This window comes from Dorea sp. 210702-DFI.3.17 (genome assembly GCF_020560825.1).
Lineage (GTDB): Bacteria > Bacillota > Clostridia > Lachnospirales > Lachnospiraceae > Dorea > Dorea formicigenerans.
In genome coordinates, this window is record NZ_JAJCNB010000032.1 from 14,618 (window position 1) to 30,361 (window position 15,744).

15 protein-coding genes are annotated in these 15,744 nt (G+C 41.5%); 14 read left to right on the plus strand and 1 reads right to left on the minus strand.

Going from position 1 to position 15,744, the window contains the following annotated elements:
• Positions 1-159 precede the first annotated feature (159 nt).
• The 9 genes from LI149_RS12385 to LI149_RS12425 all read left to right on the plus strand — a co-directional run bounded on the left by LI149_RS12385 (position 160) and on the right by LI149_RS12425 (position 7,749).
• On the plus strand, positions 160-1,116 hold the full coding sequence (locus LI149_RS12385) for a 3-hydroxyacyl-CoA dehydrogenase (protein WP_117606071.1): 957 nt from the start codon (positions 160-162) through the stop codon (positions 1,114-1,116).
• Between the two features lie 130 nt (positions 1,117-1,246).
• A complete protein-coding gene (locus LI149_RS12390) occupies positions 1,247-2,182 on the plus strand; it encodes an aldo/keto reductase (RefSeq protein ID WP_147567146.1) in 936 nt (311 codons plus the stop codon).
• Positions 2,183-2,200: 18 nt separating this feature from the next.
• Positions 2,201-2,779, plus strand: a complete 579-nt coding sequence (locus tag LI149_RS12395; protein ID WP_173785857.1) for a chromate transporter — start codon at positions 2,201-2,203, stop codon at positions 2,777-2,779.
• Entirely contained in the window at positions 2,776-3,339 is a 564-nt protein-coding gene (locus tag LI149_RS12400; RefSeq protein ID WP_173785858.1) for a chromate transporter, read from the plus strand. The genes LI149_RS12395 and LI149_RS12400 overlap by 4 nt, the downstream gene beginning before the upstream one ends.
• Before the next feature lie 62 nt (positions 3,340-3,401).
• Positions 3,402-4,061, plus strand: a complete 660-nt coding sequence (locus tag LI149_RS12405) for a DUF1847 domain-containing protein (protein WP_117606075.1) — start codon at positions 3,402-3,404, stop codon at positions 4,059-4,061.
• Between the two features lie 74 nt (positions 4,062-4,135).
• Positions 4,136-5,056: a ComEC/Rec2 family competence protein gene (locus LI149_RS12410; RefSeq protein WP_227143423.1), complete on the plus strand. Its 921-nt coding sequence runs from the start codon at positions 4,136-4,138 to the stop codon at positions 5,054-5,056.
• Positions 5,057-5,183: 127 nt separating this feature from the next.
• Complete coding sequence (gene ilvN / locus LI149_RS12415; RefSeq protein ID WP_117656858.1) at positions 5,184-5,681, plus strand: acetolactate synthase small subunit; 498 nt, start codon at positions 5,184-5,186, stop codon at positions 5,679-5,681.
• Positions 5,682-5,723: 42 nt separating this feature from the next.
• Positions 5,724-6,743: a ketol-acid reductoisomerase gene (gene ilvC, locus LI149_RS12420; RefSeq protein ID WP_005331077.1), complete on the plus strand. Its 1,020-nt coding sequence runs from the start codon at positions 5,724-5,726 to the stop codon at positions 6,741-6,743.
• A gap of 364 nt (positions 6,744-7,107) precedes the next feature.
• Entirely contained in the window at positions 7,108-7,749 is a 642-nt protein-coding gene (locus LI149_RS12425; protein ID WP_005331076.1) for a phosphoribosyltransferase, read from the plus strand.
• Positions 7,750-7,909: 160 nt separating this feature from the next.
• Here the strand turns inward: LI149_RS12425 and rpsT are convergent, their stop codons facing one another.
• Positions 7,910-8,173 carry a 30S ribosomal protein S20 gene (gene rpsT, locus LI149_RS12430; protein WP_005336673.1) on the minus strand — a complete coding sequence of 88 codons (264 nt, stop codon included), beginning with the start codon at positions 8,171-8,173 and terminating at the stop codon, positions 7,910-7,912.
• A 186-nt stretch (positions 8,174-8,359) separates the two neighbouring features.
• Between rpsT and gpr the strand changes: the two genes are divergently transcribed.
• The 5 genes from gpr (at position 8,360) to LI149_RS12455 (ending at position 15,714) form a co-directional block, all read left to right on the plus strand.
• On the plus strand, positions 8,360-9,340 hold the full coding sequence (gene gpr / locus LI149_RS12435) for a GPR endopeptidase (protein WP_005331074.1): 981 nt from the start codon (positions 8,360-8,362) through the stop codon (positions 9,338-9,340).
• 90 nt (positions 9,341-9,430) lie between these two features.
• Positions 9,431-10,651 (plus strand): stage II sporulation protein P, encoded by a 1,221-nt coding sequence (gene spoIIP, locus LI149_RS12440; RefSeq protein WP_173785859.1) that lies wholly within the window; start codon positions 9,431-9,433, stop codon positions 10,649-10,651.
• 117 nt (positions 10,652-10,768) lie between these two features.
• Positions 10,769-12,691, plus strand: coding sequence for a type IIA DNA topoisomerase subunit B (locus tag LI149_RS12445; RefSeq protein ID WP_227078199.1), 1,923 nt, complete (start codon positions 10,769-10,771; stop codon positions 12,689-12,691).
• A 17-nt stretch (positions 12,692-12,708) separates the two neighbouring features.
• Positions 12,709-14,949, plus strand: coding sequence for a DNA topoisomerase (ATP-hydrolyzing) subunit A (locus LI149_RS12450; protein WP_227143424.1), 2,241 nt, complete (start codon positions 12,709-12,711; stop codon positions 14,947-14,949).
• Between the two features lie 75 nt (positions 14,950-15,024).
• Positions 15,025-15,714: an NAD(+) diphosphatase gene (locus LI149_RS12455; RefSeq protein ID WP_227143425.1), complete on the plus strand. Its 690-nt coding sequence runs from the start codon at positions 15,025-15,027 to the stop codon at positions 15,712-15,714.
• Positions 15,715-15,744: the final 30 nt, after the last annotated feature.

The following is a 15,744-nucleotide window of genomic DNA, read 5'->3' on the forward strand; positions in this document are numbered from 1 at the left end:
GGCTTCTCTTTACGTTTATAAGTGTGAACTTTAATACAATTCTTTGATTTTGTAGTGTTTTGAGTTGTCGAAAAATATTGAAATATTTACCTTACTATTATATAATTGCTCAAATATTAGATGACAGTTGGTCAATTTTATAACAAGGAGGACAAAATTATGGCGTTTAAAAAGGTTGTAGTTGTAGGCGGTGGTGTGCTGGGGAGCCAGATCGCTTACCAGGTTGCGTACAAAGGATTTGATGTGACGGTATGGCTTCGAAGCGAAGGTTCCATTGAACGTGCAAAACCGAAATTTGCAAGATGGCATGAGACATATTTAAAAGATCTGGAGGCAACGAAAGCTTTGATCGGAACAGGGACAAAGCTGTATCCGAGAGGTCTGGTTGATGATTTTGAGAATCTGACAGTAGAAAAAGTAGAGGAATTAAAAGCGCAGGCTGACCAGGCATTTGAAAGTCTTATATATGAACTTGATATGGCGAAAGCAATGGCAGATGCAGATCTTGTGATTGAATCTTTATCAGAAGATCCGAAAGCAAAGATTGCATTCTATCAGCAGATGGCGCCGCTTCTTCCGGAAAAGACAGTTATTGTGACAAATTCATCAACTATGGTACCGAGTGCATTTGCTCAGTACACAGGAAGACCGGAAAAATATCTTGCACTGCATTTTGCAAATGAAATCTGGAAAAATAACACGGCTGAGATTATGGGACATGCCGGTACAGAAGGAAAATATTACGATGAGGTTGTAGAGTTTGCCGGACAGATTGGTATGATTCCATTGAAATTACATAAAGAACAGCCGGGATATATTCTGAACTCTCTGTTAGTTCCGTTTTTGAATGCAGGAGAAGCACTTTATGCAAATGATGTGGCTGATCCGGAGACAATTGATCTGACATGGAGTCTTGCTACCGGAGCTCCACTTGGCCCATTCCGTATTCTTGATATTGTGGGACTGGAGACTGCATACAATATCGTTTGTATGGATCCGGCTGCAAAAGATCCGGAGACAACACCGGGAAAGATTGCAAAACGCTTGAAAGAAAAAATCGATGCAGGCAAGAAAGGCGTCTGCACAGGAGAAGGATTTTATAAATACACGAAGTAAAAAGTATGACCGTCAGGATATGTTTCCTGACGGTTTTGACGTATGGAAAGTAATTTGGTAGAATAATAAAAGGCCGTAACAAAACAGATGATGAATGATAACGTAGCAGACAGAAAGGAATGTGACAGATATGCAGTATCAGGAGTTTGGAAAAACAGGCTTGAGGGTTTCGAAGCTGTGTCTTGGAACATGGGGTATCGGAGGTGCCGGTTGGGACAGTTATTCGGATGAGTCACGAATGGACGCAATTAAGGCAGCGTTGGAGTGTGGCATTAATTTTATAGATACAGCACCGGCTTACAATGCAGGAAAAGCAGAATGTTATGTTGGTGAAACTTTGAGTAAGCTCAAAAAGCGCAGAGAGGTGGTCATTTCTACAAAATGTGGAAATAAGTTCGTAGATGGAAAATATCTTCGCTGTGGTTCAAAAGAGAGTATTTTAAAGCAGTGCGACGAGTCGCTGAAAAATCTAAAGACAGACTATATTGATATTTATCTGGTACACTGGCCGGATCCGGATGTTGAACTGGAAGAGACAATAGATGCGGTGAGTGCGTTGAAAAAAGAAGGAAAAATTCTGCATGCAGGAGTTTCTAATTTTTCAAAAGAACAGATTGAAGAAGCCCAGAAATATTGCAAAATCGAAGCTTTTCAGCCACAGTATTCACTGGCAGATCGAAAAGACGAGAAGTTGATTCGCTGGGCTCATGAACAAGGACTTGGAATTATGACTTATGGAACTTTAGGTGGCGGAATTCTGACTGGAAATTACCGAAAACTTAGAACCTTTGAGCAGACTGACAGCAGAAATCGATTTTACCCATATTTTAAAGAACCATTGTTTTCAAAAGCAATGGAACTGTTAACAATCATGGATCAGATTGCAGAAGAGAGAAATGTTTCCTTGGCTCAGATCGCAGAGAAATGGGTGATTCAGAAGAGATTTGTATCCAGTTGCATCATAGGGGCGCAGAGCCGTGCCAGAGTAGAAGAAAACTGCAGAAATCTTCAATGGGAACTGACGGATAATGAGATTCGAAGACTGGAGTCTGTAAGAATATTATAACAGTCGGATAACTGATTTATGGAAGGGAAAATAGTGGAAGAGAAGAAAAAGGTGTTATTCCATTTATTTATTTCAACTTTATATCTGAGCGCATTTACTTTCGGTGGAGGATATGTGATTGTTTCCCTGTTAAAGAAAAAATTTGTGGACGAATATCACTGGATTGAAAATGATGAGATGTTAGATCTTGTGGCAATTGCACAATCGGCACCGGGAGCAATCGCAGTTAATGGAGCGATTGTGGTGGGATATAAACTGGCGGGGATTATAGGAGCATTTGTAGCGGTTATAGGAGCAATTATTCCGCCATTCGTGATTATCACAATTCTTGCAATGTGTTATCAGGCATTTCGTGATAACTGGTTGATCAGTCAGATGCTGGAAGGCATGCAGGCAGGTGTGGCTGCAGTCATTGCCTGTGTGACTTACGAAATGGGAAATGGTATTGCAAAAGGCGGTGACAAAATGTCACTTCTGATAATGGCTGGAGCATTTGTTGCGGCATGTTTTATGAATGTAAACGTAATATATATTATTCTGACATGTATTATATTTGGTGTGGTACGGACTCTTTTAAAAAGGAGGAAAGAAGCATGATTTATCTGCAGTTGTTCTTAAGTTTCCTTCAAGTTGGCATGTTCAGTTTCGGAGGTGGATATGCAGCGCTTCCTCTGATTCAGGGGCAGGTCGTAAAAATGCATAGCTGGCTTAGTATGTCAGAATTTACAGATCTGATTACCATATCTCAGATGACACCGGGACCAATAGCCGTGAATTCAGCAACATTTGTAGGTGAAAAGATTGCAGGTATACCAGGAGCGCTCTGTGCAACAGCCGGGTACATATTGCCGTCTTGTATTATTGTAACGGTAATTGCAAAGATTTATCTAAAATGGCGGAATATGGAGTTATTTCAGGGGGTGTTAGGCTCTTTGCGCCCAGCGGTTGTTGCATTGATAGCATCGGCAGGAATATCAATTCTCATTACGGCATTTTGGGGAAATGATATGATTACTTTTGCAGGAACTAATTGGGGTCTGGTTACAATATTTGTAATCTGTATTTTTCTGATACAGAAAGTGAAAATGAATCCTGTGTGGGTGATGTTGCTGGCAGGGGTGATGAAAGTTGGCGTGAGTTGTGCTCAACGCTTGTAGGATAATATTTATACCAAAATAAATAATATAAAAAAGGTGTATAGGTGGAAGGAGAATGTACAATGGGAGAATTTGAAAAATCATGTGTTAACTGTGGCGTATTGAACTGTGCTAAGAGAGATAAGGAATATCCAGAGTTCTGTCTGACTACAAATTTTGATGTAAAAGAGCTGGAAGAGATTAAAAAACTATATCTTGAAGATGAAGAGAACAATAAAGTTTCTGTGATTTCAGCAGAGATTGAAGCTGAATTTTATTGCCGTTATACGAGAGTGGAGGAAATTATCGAATTTTCAAAGCGGATGGGCTTTCATAAAATTGGAATTGCGACATGTATTGGATTGATTGAAGAAAGCCGTATATTTGCTCAGATTTTGAGAAAGAACGGTTTTGAACCATATGCAGCACTTTGTAAGGCTGGAGCATTTAATAAGACGGATATAGGAGTAAGGAAAGAGTATACAACGCAAGTAGGAAATGCGCTGTGTAATCCGATTATGCAGGCAAAGCTTTTGGAGAAAGCCGGGACAGATTTTAATGTTGTAGTTGGATTATGCGTCGGACATGATAGTTTGTTTTATAAATATACACACACACTGACGACAACGCTGGTGACAAAAGACCGCGTGCTTGCACACAATCCTGTTGGAGCATTGTATCAGACAAAAGCGTATTACAAGAAACTTATGGCTGATCCGGCGTCAGGAGAAAAAGAACAATAATTTGAAGCGAAAAATGGATTTCAAGGCCTGAATGAAAGGGGAGCGAAAATTACATAAGGGGAGCGAAAGTAAGTATGGCTAGAAGAAAAAAGAATAAGAATCTAAAAGGAATTCCTGCGGCAATCATGCTGATTCTTGCATTAATCGGCGGATTTGCGGAGCGTGGGGATTTGATGGAACGAATGTCTGGTGAGCCTGTACAAAACATTGCAGATACGGTTGCGACCGGTCAGATGAAAGTGACCTATCTCAATGTAGGACAGGGTGACTGTACAATTATTCAGACAGAAGGTCATAATGCAATGATCGATGCTGGGAATAACCATGAAGGAAAAGATGTGGTGGATTATCTGAATCAACAGGGCATAGACAAGCTTGACTATCTGATCCTGACACACCCGGATGCCGATCATATAGGTGGCGGCGATGATGTTTTGGAGAATGTTGAGGTAGAACAGGTTATTATGCCGGATGTGGCGAATGATACAATGACTTATGAAGAAGTTATGGATGATATTGAGAAAGAAAATGTTCCGGTAGAGCATCCAAAAGTCGGCGAAGAGTTCGGATTTGGAGATGCGACATTTACTGTGCTTTGTCCGGAAACGGATCTGGTCAGTTCAGATGATACCAATGATGCTTCAGTAGGAATTAAACTGGTGCACGGGGAGAATTCTTTTGTCATGTGTGGAGATGCCAGTGAGAAATCTGAGAGCGCAATGGTGAAGAGATTTGGAAGTGCGTTGGAATGTGATGTGTTAAAATGCGGACACCACGGAAGCAGAACTTCTACAAGTGAAGTGTTTTTAAAAGCAACAAATCCAACATGGGCTGTTATCAGCTGTGGCGTGGATAATTCTTACGGACATCCGCATCAGGAGACGCTGGAGCGCCTGAATAACGATGATGTGCAGGTATACCGCACAGATCTGCTTGGAACAATTATTGCAACGAGTGACGGAACGAATATTTCCTGGTTCAGTGAGAAAGAGTAAAAATCAAAAAAGATAAAAAAGTTCTTAGAAAAGATAAGATAGATACTTGACAAATACATGAGATATTGCTATTATTTAAAAACAGAACGCACTCTGTTTTTGAAAAGATACAAGAAAGAGGTGCATTATGCAGAGAGTTTATTCATTATTAGTTGACAACAATTCCGGAGTATTAAGTAGAATATCCGGACTATTCACAAGAAGAGGATACAACATCGACAGTATTACAGCCGGTGTGACGGCAGATTCAAGATTTACGAGAATCACGATTGTATCCAGTGGAGATGAGATTATTTTATCTCAGATTGAAAAGCAGATTGCCAAGCTGGAAGACGTGATCGTAGTGAAGGTCTTAAAGCCGGAAGAATCCGTATATCGTGAACTGATATTGGTTAAGATCCGTGCCAATGCACAGCAGCGGTCAGAGATTGTTTCAATTGCTGATATTTTTCGTGCAAAGATTGTTGATGCAGAGAGAGAGTCTCTCGTGATTGAGCTTACAGGAACCCAGTCGAAGCTGGAAGCGTTCTTACAGCTCCTGGATGGTTATGAGATCCTGGAACTTGCCAGAACCGGAATTGCCGGACTGTCAAGAGGAATCAAGGATGTCACATTTATCGAGTAGTTACCAATTTAAATTTACATATTTATTAGGAGGAATGTCAAAATGGCAGCAAGAATTTTTTATCAGGAAGATTGTAATTTATCAGCACTGGAAGGACAGAAGATTGCTATCATCGGATATGGTAGTCAGGGACATGCTCATGCTCTGAACCTGAAAGAGTCTGGATGTGACGTAATCGTAGGTCTTTATGAGGGAAGTAAATCCTGGAAGAAAGCTGAAGAGCAGGGATTGAAAGTATACACAGCAGCAGAGGCAGCAAAGCAGGCAGACATTATCATGATTCTTATCAATGATGAGTTACAGGCTGATATGTACAAGAAAGACATCGAGCCAAACCTTGAGGAAGGAAACATGTTAATGTTCGCTCATGGTTTCAACATTCACTTCGGATGCATCAAACCACCTAAGAACGTAGATGTAACAATGATCGCTCCTAAGGCACCAGGACACACAGTTCGCAGCGAGTATCTTGCAGGAAAAGGAACTCCTTGCCTTATCGCTGTAGAGCAGGATGCTACAGGAAAAGCTTGGGACAGAACATTAGCTTATGGTCTTGCAATTGGTGGAGCAAGAGCAGGACTTCTTGAGACAACATACAGAACAGAGACAGAGACAGACCTCTTCGGTGAGCAGGCAGTCCTTTGCGGTGGTGTTTGTGCACTTATGCAGGCAGGATTTGAGACACTTTGCGAAGCAGGATATGATCCGAGAAATGCTTACTTTGAGTGTATCCATGAGATGAAACTGATTGTAGACTTAATCTATCAGTCAGGATTCGCTGGAATGAGATATTCTATTTCTAACACTGCAGAGTATGGTGACTATGTAACAGGACCTAAGATTATTACAGAGGATACAAAGAAAGCTATGAAGAAGATTCTTTCTGATATCCAGGACGGAACATTTGCAAAAGAGTTCTTACTTGACATGTCTCCGGCAGGACGTCAGGTACACTTCCAGGCTATGAGAAAGCTTGCAGCTGAGCACCCATCAGAGAAAGTTGGAGCTGAAGTTAGAAAGCTGTACAGCTGGAATGGAGAAGACAAACTGATTAACAACTAATCGAGATTTGCAACATAGAATCAGACTTGATCTTACATATTTGACATAAGAGATAAAAGAAGCTTTACGAACTGTAACAGGAACGCAGAGCTTCTTTTTTGTATAATCGGAAAAAGCAGTTCCTATTATATAAAGAACTTCCGCAGAAAGTCATACGTGTGAATAAGGATTATGTGGGTAATTTTGAATGATGCTTTTGTATGTGAAAAATACACAAAAAATTATAATTTTAGTTTTCAATTACATACATATATGATAGAATAAAACATAAAGTAAAAAGTTCGATACCAATTTTAAATGCGGCAGAATGAATCGAATGATTACGAACGACTGGAAACAGCAAGCATCAAGGGAGGTATGAGACATGGATGAAAGATTAGAGAATCTGCGGTCGACGAAAAATCCAAAAGCGCGTATCAAGATTATGAAAGGACATTTTGCTACAAGCAACTCACATCTGGATACTTATATTGATATGTCAACAGTAAAGATTCGTCATAACAATGCGAGAGAGGCAGCGAAAGTACTGGCGCAGGAGTACGTGACAAGTACATATGTAGATACGATTGTATGCCTGGATGAGACAAGTGTGATTGGAGCATTTCTGGCTGAACAGCTGGCAGATAGCACGCATATGGCATTGAGCCATAAGAATAATATTTCTGTGATCACACCGGAATATAACGGATTGGGGCAGATTATGTTCCGTGATAATCAACAGAGAATGATCAAAGATCAGCAGGTACTTGTGCTGGCAGCATCCATTACGACTGGAAAGACGATCAAGCGTGCTATTGATTCTGTATTATATTATGGAGGAACGATTTGTGGAGTATGTTCTATCTTCAGTGCTGTAACAAAAGTAGCAGGCATGGAAGTAAAGACAATTTTCACAAGCAAAGATCTTCCGGCATATCATGCATATGAGCCGAATAAGTGCCCAATGTGTGAAGCAGGTGACAGAGTAGAAGCAATTGTCAACAGTTTTGGATATTCAAAATTATAGAAATAGAACAGGAGTATCAGTTAAATAATAAGATGAGGAGTCGGAGAGAAAAATGCGAGCATTTATTTCCGGCTCTTTTTAGTGGAAGTGCAGTTTTCTATTATATATAAAAAAGACAACCACATGACGGTATGGTTGTCTTTCAATGTTTCTCTATGAATTAAGCAATTCCGTTAACAGCTTTTGTCAGACGGGAAATCTTTCTAGAGCATGTGTTTTTGTGGTATACACCCTTGCTTCCAGCTTTGTTGATTTCAGCGATCGCCTCTTTAAGAGCTGCTGCAGCTGTTGCTGCATCTTTCTTCTCTACAGCTGTCTCAACTTTTTTTACGTAAGTTTTAACTTTAGACTTGATTGCTTTATTTCTAGCAGCCTTTGTCTCGTTTACTAAAATTCTCTTCTTTGCGGATTTGATATTAGCCAATTTGTCCACCTCCAATATCTATGATTTCGATTATAATGATCAGTTCGACAGATCCGGACACGGACGTTCTCTCGAACACACTCATTCATTTTAGACCAGCTGACTTATTCTGTCAATACATAATTATGGAAATATTGTAAAAACTAGTATAAAAATAGTGCTTGCAGGTGAAAGGGGGAGAAAATCATGGTTGAAAAATATAACATACGGACAGATTTGGCATTGGAAGAGAAGGAACGTTTTGAGTCTGACCAGGTGGAGGTACAAGGAGTTGTGTTGGAGGAAGAATATGATAAGGAGCGGGAAATTAGGGTGACGACTGTACGGATTGAAACCGAAAATGGTGCGAAGACTATGGGGAAACCAGTCGGAACATATCTGACGATTGAAGCCCCGAATTTATCTTCGCCGGATGAGGGAATCCACCGGGAGGTTTCAGAAGAACTGGCAAAATATCTGATAGAAGTTATGGAAAAAATCATACCGGAAAGTGAACATGATAAGGAAGTTTTGGTCATAGGGCTTGGAAATCGTCAGGCGACACCCGATGCTCTTGGTCCTTATGTGGCAGATAATCTGAACGTTACCAGACATATTGTGAAAGAATATGGGAAATATGCAGCACTAGAAGAGATGAATTGTGTGGTCAGTGCCATAGTTCCAGGAGTGATGGCACAGACCGGAATGGAAACAGCGGAGATTATAAAGGGTGTGGTGAGGGAGACCAAGCCAGATCTTTTAATTGTAATTGATGCCCTTGCTGCGAGAAATTCCAGAAGACTGAACCGGACGATCCAGATTGCTGATACCGGAATCAATCCAGGCTCCGGTGTCGGTAATTACCGGAATGCGATTACAAAAGAAACAATTGGAGTTCCGGTAATTGCAATCGGAGTTCCGACAGTTGTTGATGCTGTGACAATTGTAAGTGATACGATGGAAAATCTATTGTCAGCACTGGAGACATCAGAATCGTTAAAAGGAGTCGGACTTGTGCTAGGAGGATACAGCGAAGCAGAGAAGTATGAGCTGATCAAAGAACTGATCGCACCAAACCTGAACAGTATGTTTATGACACCGAAAGATATAGATGAGACAGTAAAACGTCTGAGTTACACCATCTCGGAGGGGCTGAATCTTGCGTTTTCAGGGCAAAGTTTTGAATAGAAGATATTTTGGATTTCTGAAAGGACATGCACATAAGAACCCCAATTGCATCATATATTATTAGAACTAAGACGCACACGGGGCGGTGTAATGCAAGAAAAAAAGAAAAGAAATCGAATACTGATGCTATTGATCGTAGGGATGCTGCTGATTTATGCATTTACAGATATAGAAAATGTAAAAATAAGTAGGGGTAGAAATATTTTTTTGGGCTTGGTAAGTCAAAATGTCCTGAAGCAGGCGGCAAACTGGCTGCTTCCGGGACTTACATATGTAAAAGAGGGGCGGAAAGACACATTGACGGGAAGAATTGAAAAAAGTGTTTTAAGCTTCGTTCCAATCAGTGAATATGTTCGAAATCATGAAGAACCGGAAACAACCGTGGAAGATACATTGACACGAACTATGATTCTGGAAAATCAGGCAAATGATGAAAATGCTATCGATGAGAACGGCAATCTGATTCCGGCTGGGAGTATGCAAGAATCCGTTGGGGCTGGGGTGCCAGAAGAAAATGCAGCAGTATTAGCCAGTACACCGGTTCAGGACATTGATATGAATCAATTAAATGATTATGAATATCTGGTGGGAACATTTTACACCGTTGACGGGACAACTATGACCGGTCCGGAGGAACTGAATGCAGGGAAGTTTCTGGAGAAGAATCTGGCGCTTGATATGACAACAGGAGGACCAAAAGCACTGATTTATCACACACATTCCCAGGAGGCATTTGCTGATTCTGTTGATGGAGACACTTCTACGACAATTATGGGGATAGGTACATATTTGACAGAGCTTTTGAATGCAAGGGGAATTGAGACGCTTCATCATGAGGGCATTTATGATCTGATTGATGGGAAATTGGATCGCAGCCGGGCCTATCAGCTTGCAGAGCCGGATATCCGGCAGATTTTAAAAGATAATCCAAGCATTGAAGTGGTGATTGATCTGCATCGAGATGGCGTGGCGCAGGGCACACATCTGGTGACGGAAATTAATGGGAAACCAACCGCTCAGATCATGTTTTTTAATGGTCTTAGCCGGACAAGGAAAAATGGAGAGATAGCATATTTGAATAATCCATACCGTGAGGATAATCTGGCAACGTCTTTTCAGATGCAGCTTATGGCAGCAAGATATTATCCTGGTTTTACGAGGCATATTTATCTGAAAAGTTACCGGTATAATCTGGATCTGGCACCGAAGGCAATGCTTATTGAGGCAGGAGCACAGACGAATACAGTAGAAGAGATGAGAAATGCTATGGAAGTATTGGCAGATGTGCTGAGTCGGGTGCTGACACCCTGAAAAGCTTGAAAAAGCTTGAAAAAGCTTGCGCTGACGTCTTGAAAATTTATTTGCCTGTCTTTTTGTTTTGTGCTATATTTTAAATAGTATGTTTAAAAATGGAAAGGAACTGACGAAATGGCAAAGAACAACACTTATGATGCAGATAGTATTACCGTCCTGGAAGGACTTGAGGCAGTCCGGAAGAGACCGGGAATGTATATCGGAAGTGTATCGACGAAAGGATTGAACCATCTGATCTATGAGATTGTAGACAATGCAGTTGATGAACATCTGGCCGGATTTTGTACGGAGATTCATGTAACTCTGGAAAAAGATGGCTCTGCGACAATTTCGGACAATGGCCGAGGAGTCCCGGTCGGTATGCATGCAAAAGGCGTTTCAGCGGAGCGAATTGTATATACGACACTGCATGCAGGTGGTAAATTTGATGACTCTGCTTATAAGACAAGTGGTGGTCTTCATGGAGTTGGTTCTTCAGTTGTAAATGCATTGTCTGCTTATATGGATGTGCAGGTCAGTCGTGATGGATATATTCATCATGACCGGTATGAGAGAGGTATTCCTGTAGTTGAACTGGAAGATGGACTTCTTCCGACACTCGGGAAGACAAGAAAGACCGGAACGAAGGTTAACTTTCTGCCAGATGATACGATATTTGAAAAAACGAAGTTTAAAGCAGAGGAAGTCAAAAGCCGTATGCATGAGACGACCTACCTTAATCCGAATCTGACGATTATATTTGAAGATTTAAGAGGTGCAGAACCAGAGCATATCGTTTATCATGAGCCAGACGGAATTCTTGGATTTATCCGTGAACTAAATGCAAAAAAAGAATCTGTCCATGAGCCGGTTTATTTTAAAGGTGAGGCAGACGGAATAGAAGTGGAAGTTGCATTCCAGTATGTAAATGAGTTCCATGAAAATATTCTTGGATTCTGTAACAACATTTATAACAGTGAGGGCGGTACACATCTGACCGGATTTAAGACAACATTTACAACAGTCATTAATCAGTATGCAAGAGAACTCGGAATTCTTAAAGATAAGGATCCTAATTTTACAGGAGCGGATGTGCGAAATGGAATGACAGCGATCGTGTCCATCAAACACCCGGATCCGCGATTCGAAGGTCAGACGAAGACGAAGCTGGACAACCCGGATGCATCCAAGGCGACTGGCAAGGTGGTCGGTGAGGAAATTGTTCGTTTTTTTGACCGCAATCTGGAAACACTGAAAAATGTCATCGGTTGTGCGGAGAAAGCTGCAAAAATCCGTAAAACAGAAGAAAAAGCGAAGACGAATCTTCTGACGAAGCAGAAATATTCTTTTGACAGCAACGGAAAGCTTGCCAACTGCGAGAGCCGCGACGCATCAAAATGCGAGATATTTATTGTGGAGGGAGATTCTGCCGGAGGATCTGCAAAGACAGCAAGAGACCGTATGTATCAGGCAATCCTGCCGATCCGGGGTAAGATTCTGAACGTGGAGAAAGCAAGCATCGACAAAGTCCTTGCAAATGCGGAGATCAAGACTATGATCAATGCTTTTGGCTGTGGATTTTCCGAGGGCTACGGCAATGATTTTGATATTACAAAACTGCGCTATGACAAGATTATTATTATGGCTGATGCTGACGTGGACGGCGCACACATTTCCACATTGCTTCTGACGTTGTTCTACCGCTTTATGCCGGAGCTTATTCGGGAGGGACATGTCTATATTGCCATGCCACCGCTTTATAAGGCTATGCCGAAGAAAGGCGAGGAAGAGTATCTGTACGATGACAAGGCCTTGGAAAAATACAGGAAAACCCATGATGGTCCATTTACTCTGCAGCGCTATAAAGGTCTTGGAGAGATGGACGCAGACCAGCTTTGGGAGACAACACTGAATCCTAAGACAAGACTTTTAAAATTAGTAGAGATTGAGGATGGAAGAATGGCGTCCAGTGTGACTGAGATGCTGATGGGAACAGAAGTACCGCCAAGACGTGCATTTATCTATGAAAATGCGACAGAAGCGGAGCTTGACATATAAAATTTAGGAGAGAAAATATGCAGGATTCACAGATTATCAGAACGGAATACAGTGAGTTGATGAAGAAGTCTTACATTGACTATGCCATGAGTGTTATCATTGCCAGGGCACTTCCTGATGTGCGGGATGGACTAAAGCCAGTACAGCGACGTACGCTTTATGATATGTACGAGCTTGGTATCCGTTATGATAAACCATATAGAAAATGTGCCCGTATCGTTGGGGATACGATGGGAAAATATCACCCGCACGGTGACAGTTCTATCTATGATGCATTAGTTGTCATGGCACAGGAGTTTAAAAAAGGAATGGCACTGGTGGACGGACATGGTAACTTCGGATCCATTGAAGGGGACGGAGCAGCCGCAATGCGTTACACAGAGGCAAGACTTGCAAAGATCACGCAGGAAGCTTATCTTGCTGACCTGGATAAGAATATTGTAGATTTTATGCCGAACTTTGATGAGACGGAGAAAGAACCGGAAGTTCTTCCGGTGCGTGTACCGAATCTTCTGATCAACGGAGCGGATGGTATTGCAGTTGGTATGGCGACCAGTATTCCACCGCATAATCTGGCAGAAGTCATTGATGCGGTAGAAGCGTATATGAAACATGAAGACATTTCCACAAAGCAATTGATGAAATATATCAAAGGACCGGATTTTCCAACCGGAGGAATTGTTGTCAATAAAGATGACCTTCTTGAAATCTATGAATCTGGTGCGGGTAAGATCAAAGTTCGTGGTAAAGTGGAAGTAGAGGAGATGAAAGGTGGCAAGAAGCGTCTTGTCATCACTGAGATTCCTTACACGATGATCGGAGCCGGAATCGGCAAGTTTTTAAATGATGTTTGTGCGCTTGTAGAGACAAAGAAGACAAACGATATCGTAGACATTTCCAATATGTCTTCAAAGGAAGGAATCCGCATTGTTATTGAGCTGAAAAAAGGAGCAGATGTTGAGAATCTGACCAATATGCTCTATAAAAAGACAAGATTGGAAGATACTTTCGGGGTAAATATGCTGGCAGTTGCAGACGGACGTCCGGAGACTATGGGGCTTAAGAAGATTATCGAGCACCATGTAGATTTCCAGTTCGAACTGGCAACAAGAAAATATAAGACATTGCTTGCAAAAGAGCGGGACAGAAAAGAAATTCAGGAAGGTCTTATCAAAGCGTGTGATGTCATTGACCTGATCATTGAAATCTTACGGGGAAGTCAGTCTGTGGCTGTTGCAAGAGCCTGTCTGACACAGGGAATCACCGAAAATATCAAATTTAAATCCGGGATTTCCAGGAAAATGGCTGCGATGCTCCGTTTTACTGAGCGCCAGGCAAATGCAATCCTGGAAATGCGTCTCTACAAACTCATTGGTCTGGAAATTGAAGCGCTGATGAAAGAACATGAGGAGACTCTGAAAAATATTGCAAGATATGAAGATATTTTGAATAATTATGATTCTATGGCAGAAGTTATCATTGAAGATCTGGAGCATTTCAAAAAGGAATATGCACGCAAACGCCGCACTGTTGTAGAGAATGGCCAGGAGGCTGTCTATGAAGAAAAGAAAATAGAAGAACAGGAAGTAGTATTCCTGATGGATCGTTTTGGCTATGCCAAGACAGTGGATGTGGCAACTTACGAGCGAAATAAAGAGGCGGCAGATGCAGAGAATAAATGGATCGTAAATTGCATTAATACCGGGAAACTGTGTGTATTTACCAATACCGGCAAGATGCATCAGATTAAAGTGCTCGATCTTCCATATGGAAAGTTCCGTGATAAGGGGCAGCCAATCGACAATGTAAGTAATTATGACAGTACACAGGAAATGGTCGTATATATGTGCGACGAATTACAGCTTCGTTATGCGAAATTATTATTTGCAACGAAGCAGGGGATGATTAAGAAAGTAAAGGGAAATGAGTTCCAGGTGGCAAAACGTACCATTGCAGCAACAAAGCTTCAGGAGGATGATGAGCTGATCCGTGTTCAAGTCATTACTGATGACCAGCATGTAGTCCTTCAGACAAAAGATGGATATTTTCTGCGTTTTTCAGCTCAGGAAGTTGCCGAGAAGAAGAAAGCGGCTGTGGGAGTCCGTGGCATAAAGCTTCGTAAGAATGATGAGCTGGAACAGATTTATCTCTTTTATGAAGGAACGGAACACAAGATTTCATACGGTGACCGGGAACTGACGTTGAACCGGCTGAAGGTTGCAAAACGTGACGGGACCGGAACGAAGGCTAGGAGTTAAGAGTGAAAACCCAGGCATCAATCATGCCGGGGCATTTATAAGAGAGCAAGATACAGCAGGAAAGAAGGCAGCAAAATGATTCAGGATATTGCACCACATAAACTGAATAATCAGTATGGACAGAAAAAAGCACCGGATGCAGGCAGCAGATTTTTATATTATGATGGCAGAAAGGTTCTGGTGAGAAAAGGAATTGGCGGGAACGAGAATCAAATCGCATATCCGACTTATGAAGAACTGAAAAAGTGTATGCCTAAAGATGTGGCAGAAGATACAGAATATACATATTTATTTGCAGTAGACGATAAAAGCTATTATCTTGGAAAAAAAGAGAATGTCGATATATTATCTGAACAGATGGGATACGAGTGGATCGATCATCAAGAGTTTAGATGTGTATCTCCAAAGTATGAGGCCTTTGCAGGAATCACAGGTTGGCAGCTTGCCAGATGGTATCAGGATCACAAGTTCTGTGGGCGATGTGGAAATGTGATGAAGCCAGATCATGTGGAACGGATGATGCAATGTCCGAAGTGTGGACTGATGGAATTCCCGAAGATCTGTCCGGCTGTGATTATTGGAGTTATTGACGGTGACCGGATCTTGATGTCCAAGTATGCAGGACGGGAATATAAGAAATATGCACTTCTTGCGGGATTTACAGAGATTGGTGAAACACTGGAAGAGACTGTGAGCCGGGAGGTTATGGAAGAGGTTGGTTTAAAAGTAAAGAATATTACTTACTCAAACTTCCCACACCAATAAGGTGTGCTGAACCTTGATAACTCTATATTT

Excerpts from the sequence above, each read along its gene's own strand:
- LI149_RS12450 (WP_227143424.1), top strand. The coding sequence starts at position 12,709 with ATGCAGGATTCACAGATTATCAGAACGGAATACAGTGAGTTGATGAAG.
- spoIIP (WP_173785859.1), top strand. The coding sequence starts at position 9,431 with ATGCAAGAAAAAAAGAAAAGAAATCGAATACTGATGCTATTGATCGTA.
- gpr (WP_005331074.1), top strand. The coding sequence starts at position 8,360 with ATGGTTGAAAAATATAACATACGGACAGATTTGGCATTGGAAGAGAAG.
- LI149_RS12410 (WP_227143423.1), top strand. The coding sequence starts at position 4,136 with ATGGCTAGAAGAAAAAAGAATAAGAATCTAAAAGGAATTCCTGCGGCA.
- LI149_RS12400 (WP_173785858.1), top strand. The coding sequence starts at position 2,776 with ATGATTTATCTGCAGTTGTTCTTAAGTTTCCTTCAAGTTGGCATGTTC.
- LI149_RS12395 (WP_173785857.1), top strand. The coding sequence starts at position 2,201 with ATGGAAGGGAAAATAGTGGAAGAGAAGAAAAAGGTGTTATTCCATTTA.
- LI149_RS12390 (WP_147567146.1), top strand. The coding sequence starts at position 1,247 with ATGCAGTATCAGGAGTTTGGAAAAACAGGCTTGAGGGTTTCGAAGCTG.
- LI149_RS12455 (WP_227143425.1), top strand. The coding sequence starts at position 15,025 with ATGATTCAGGATATTGCACCACATAAACTGAATAATCAGTATGGACAG.
- LI149_RS12385 (WP_117606071.1), top strand. The coding sequence starts at position 160 with ATGGCGTTTAAAAAGGTTGTAGTTGTAGGCGGTGGTGTGCTGGGGAGC.
- ilvC (WP_005331077.1), top strand. The coding sequence starts at position 5,724 with ATGGCAGCAAGAATTTTTTATCAGGAAGATTGTAATTTATCAGCACTG.
- LI149_RS12445 (WP_227078199.1), top strand. The coding sequence starts at position 10,769 with ATGGCAAAGAACAACACTTATGATGCAGATAGTATTACCGTCCTGGAA.
- ilvN (WP_117656858.1), top strand. The coding sequence starts at position 5,184 with ATGCAGAGAGTTTATTCATTATTAGTTGACAACAATTCCGGAGTATTA.
- LI149_RS12425 (WP_005331076.1), top strand. The coding sequence starts at position 7,108 with ATGGATGAAAGATTAGAGAATCTGCGGTCGACGAAAAATCCAAAAGCG.
- LI149_RS12405 (WP_117606075.1), top strand. The coding sequence starts at position 3,402 with ATGGGAGAATTTGAAAAATCATGTGTTAACTGTGGCGTATTGAACTGT.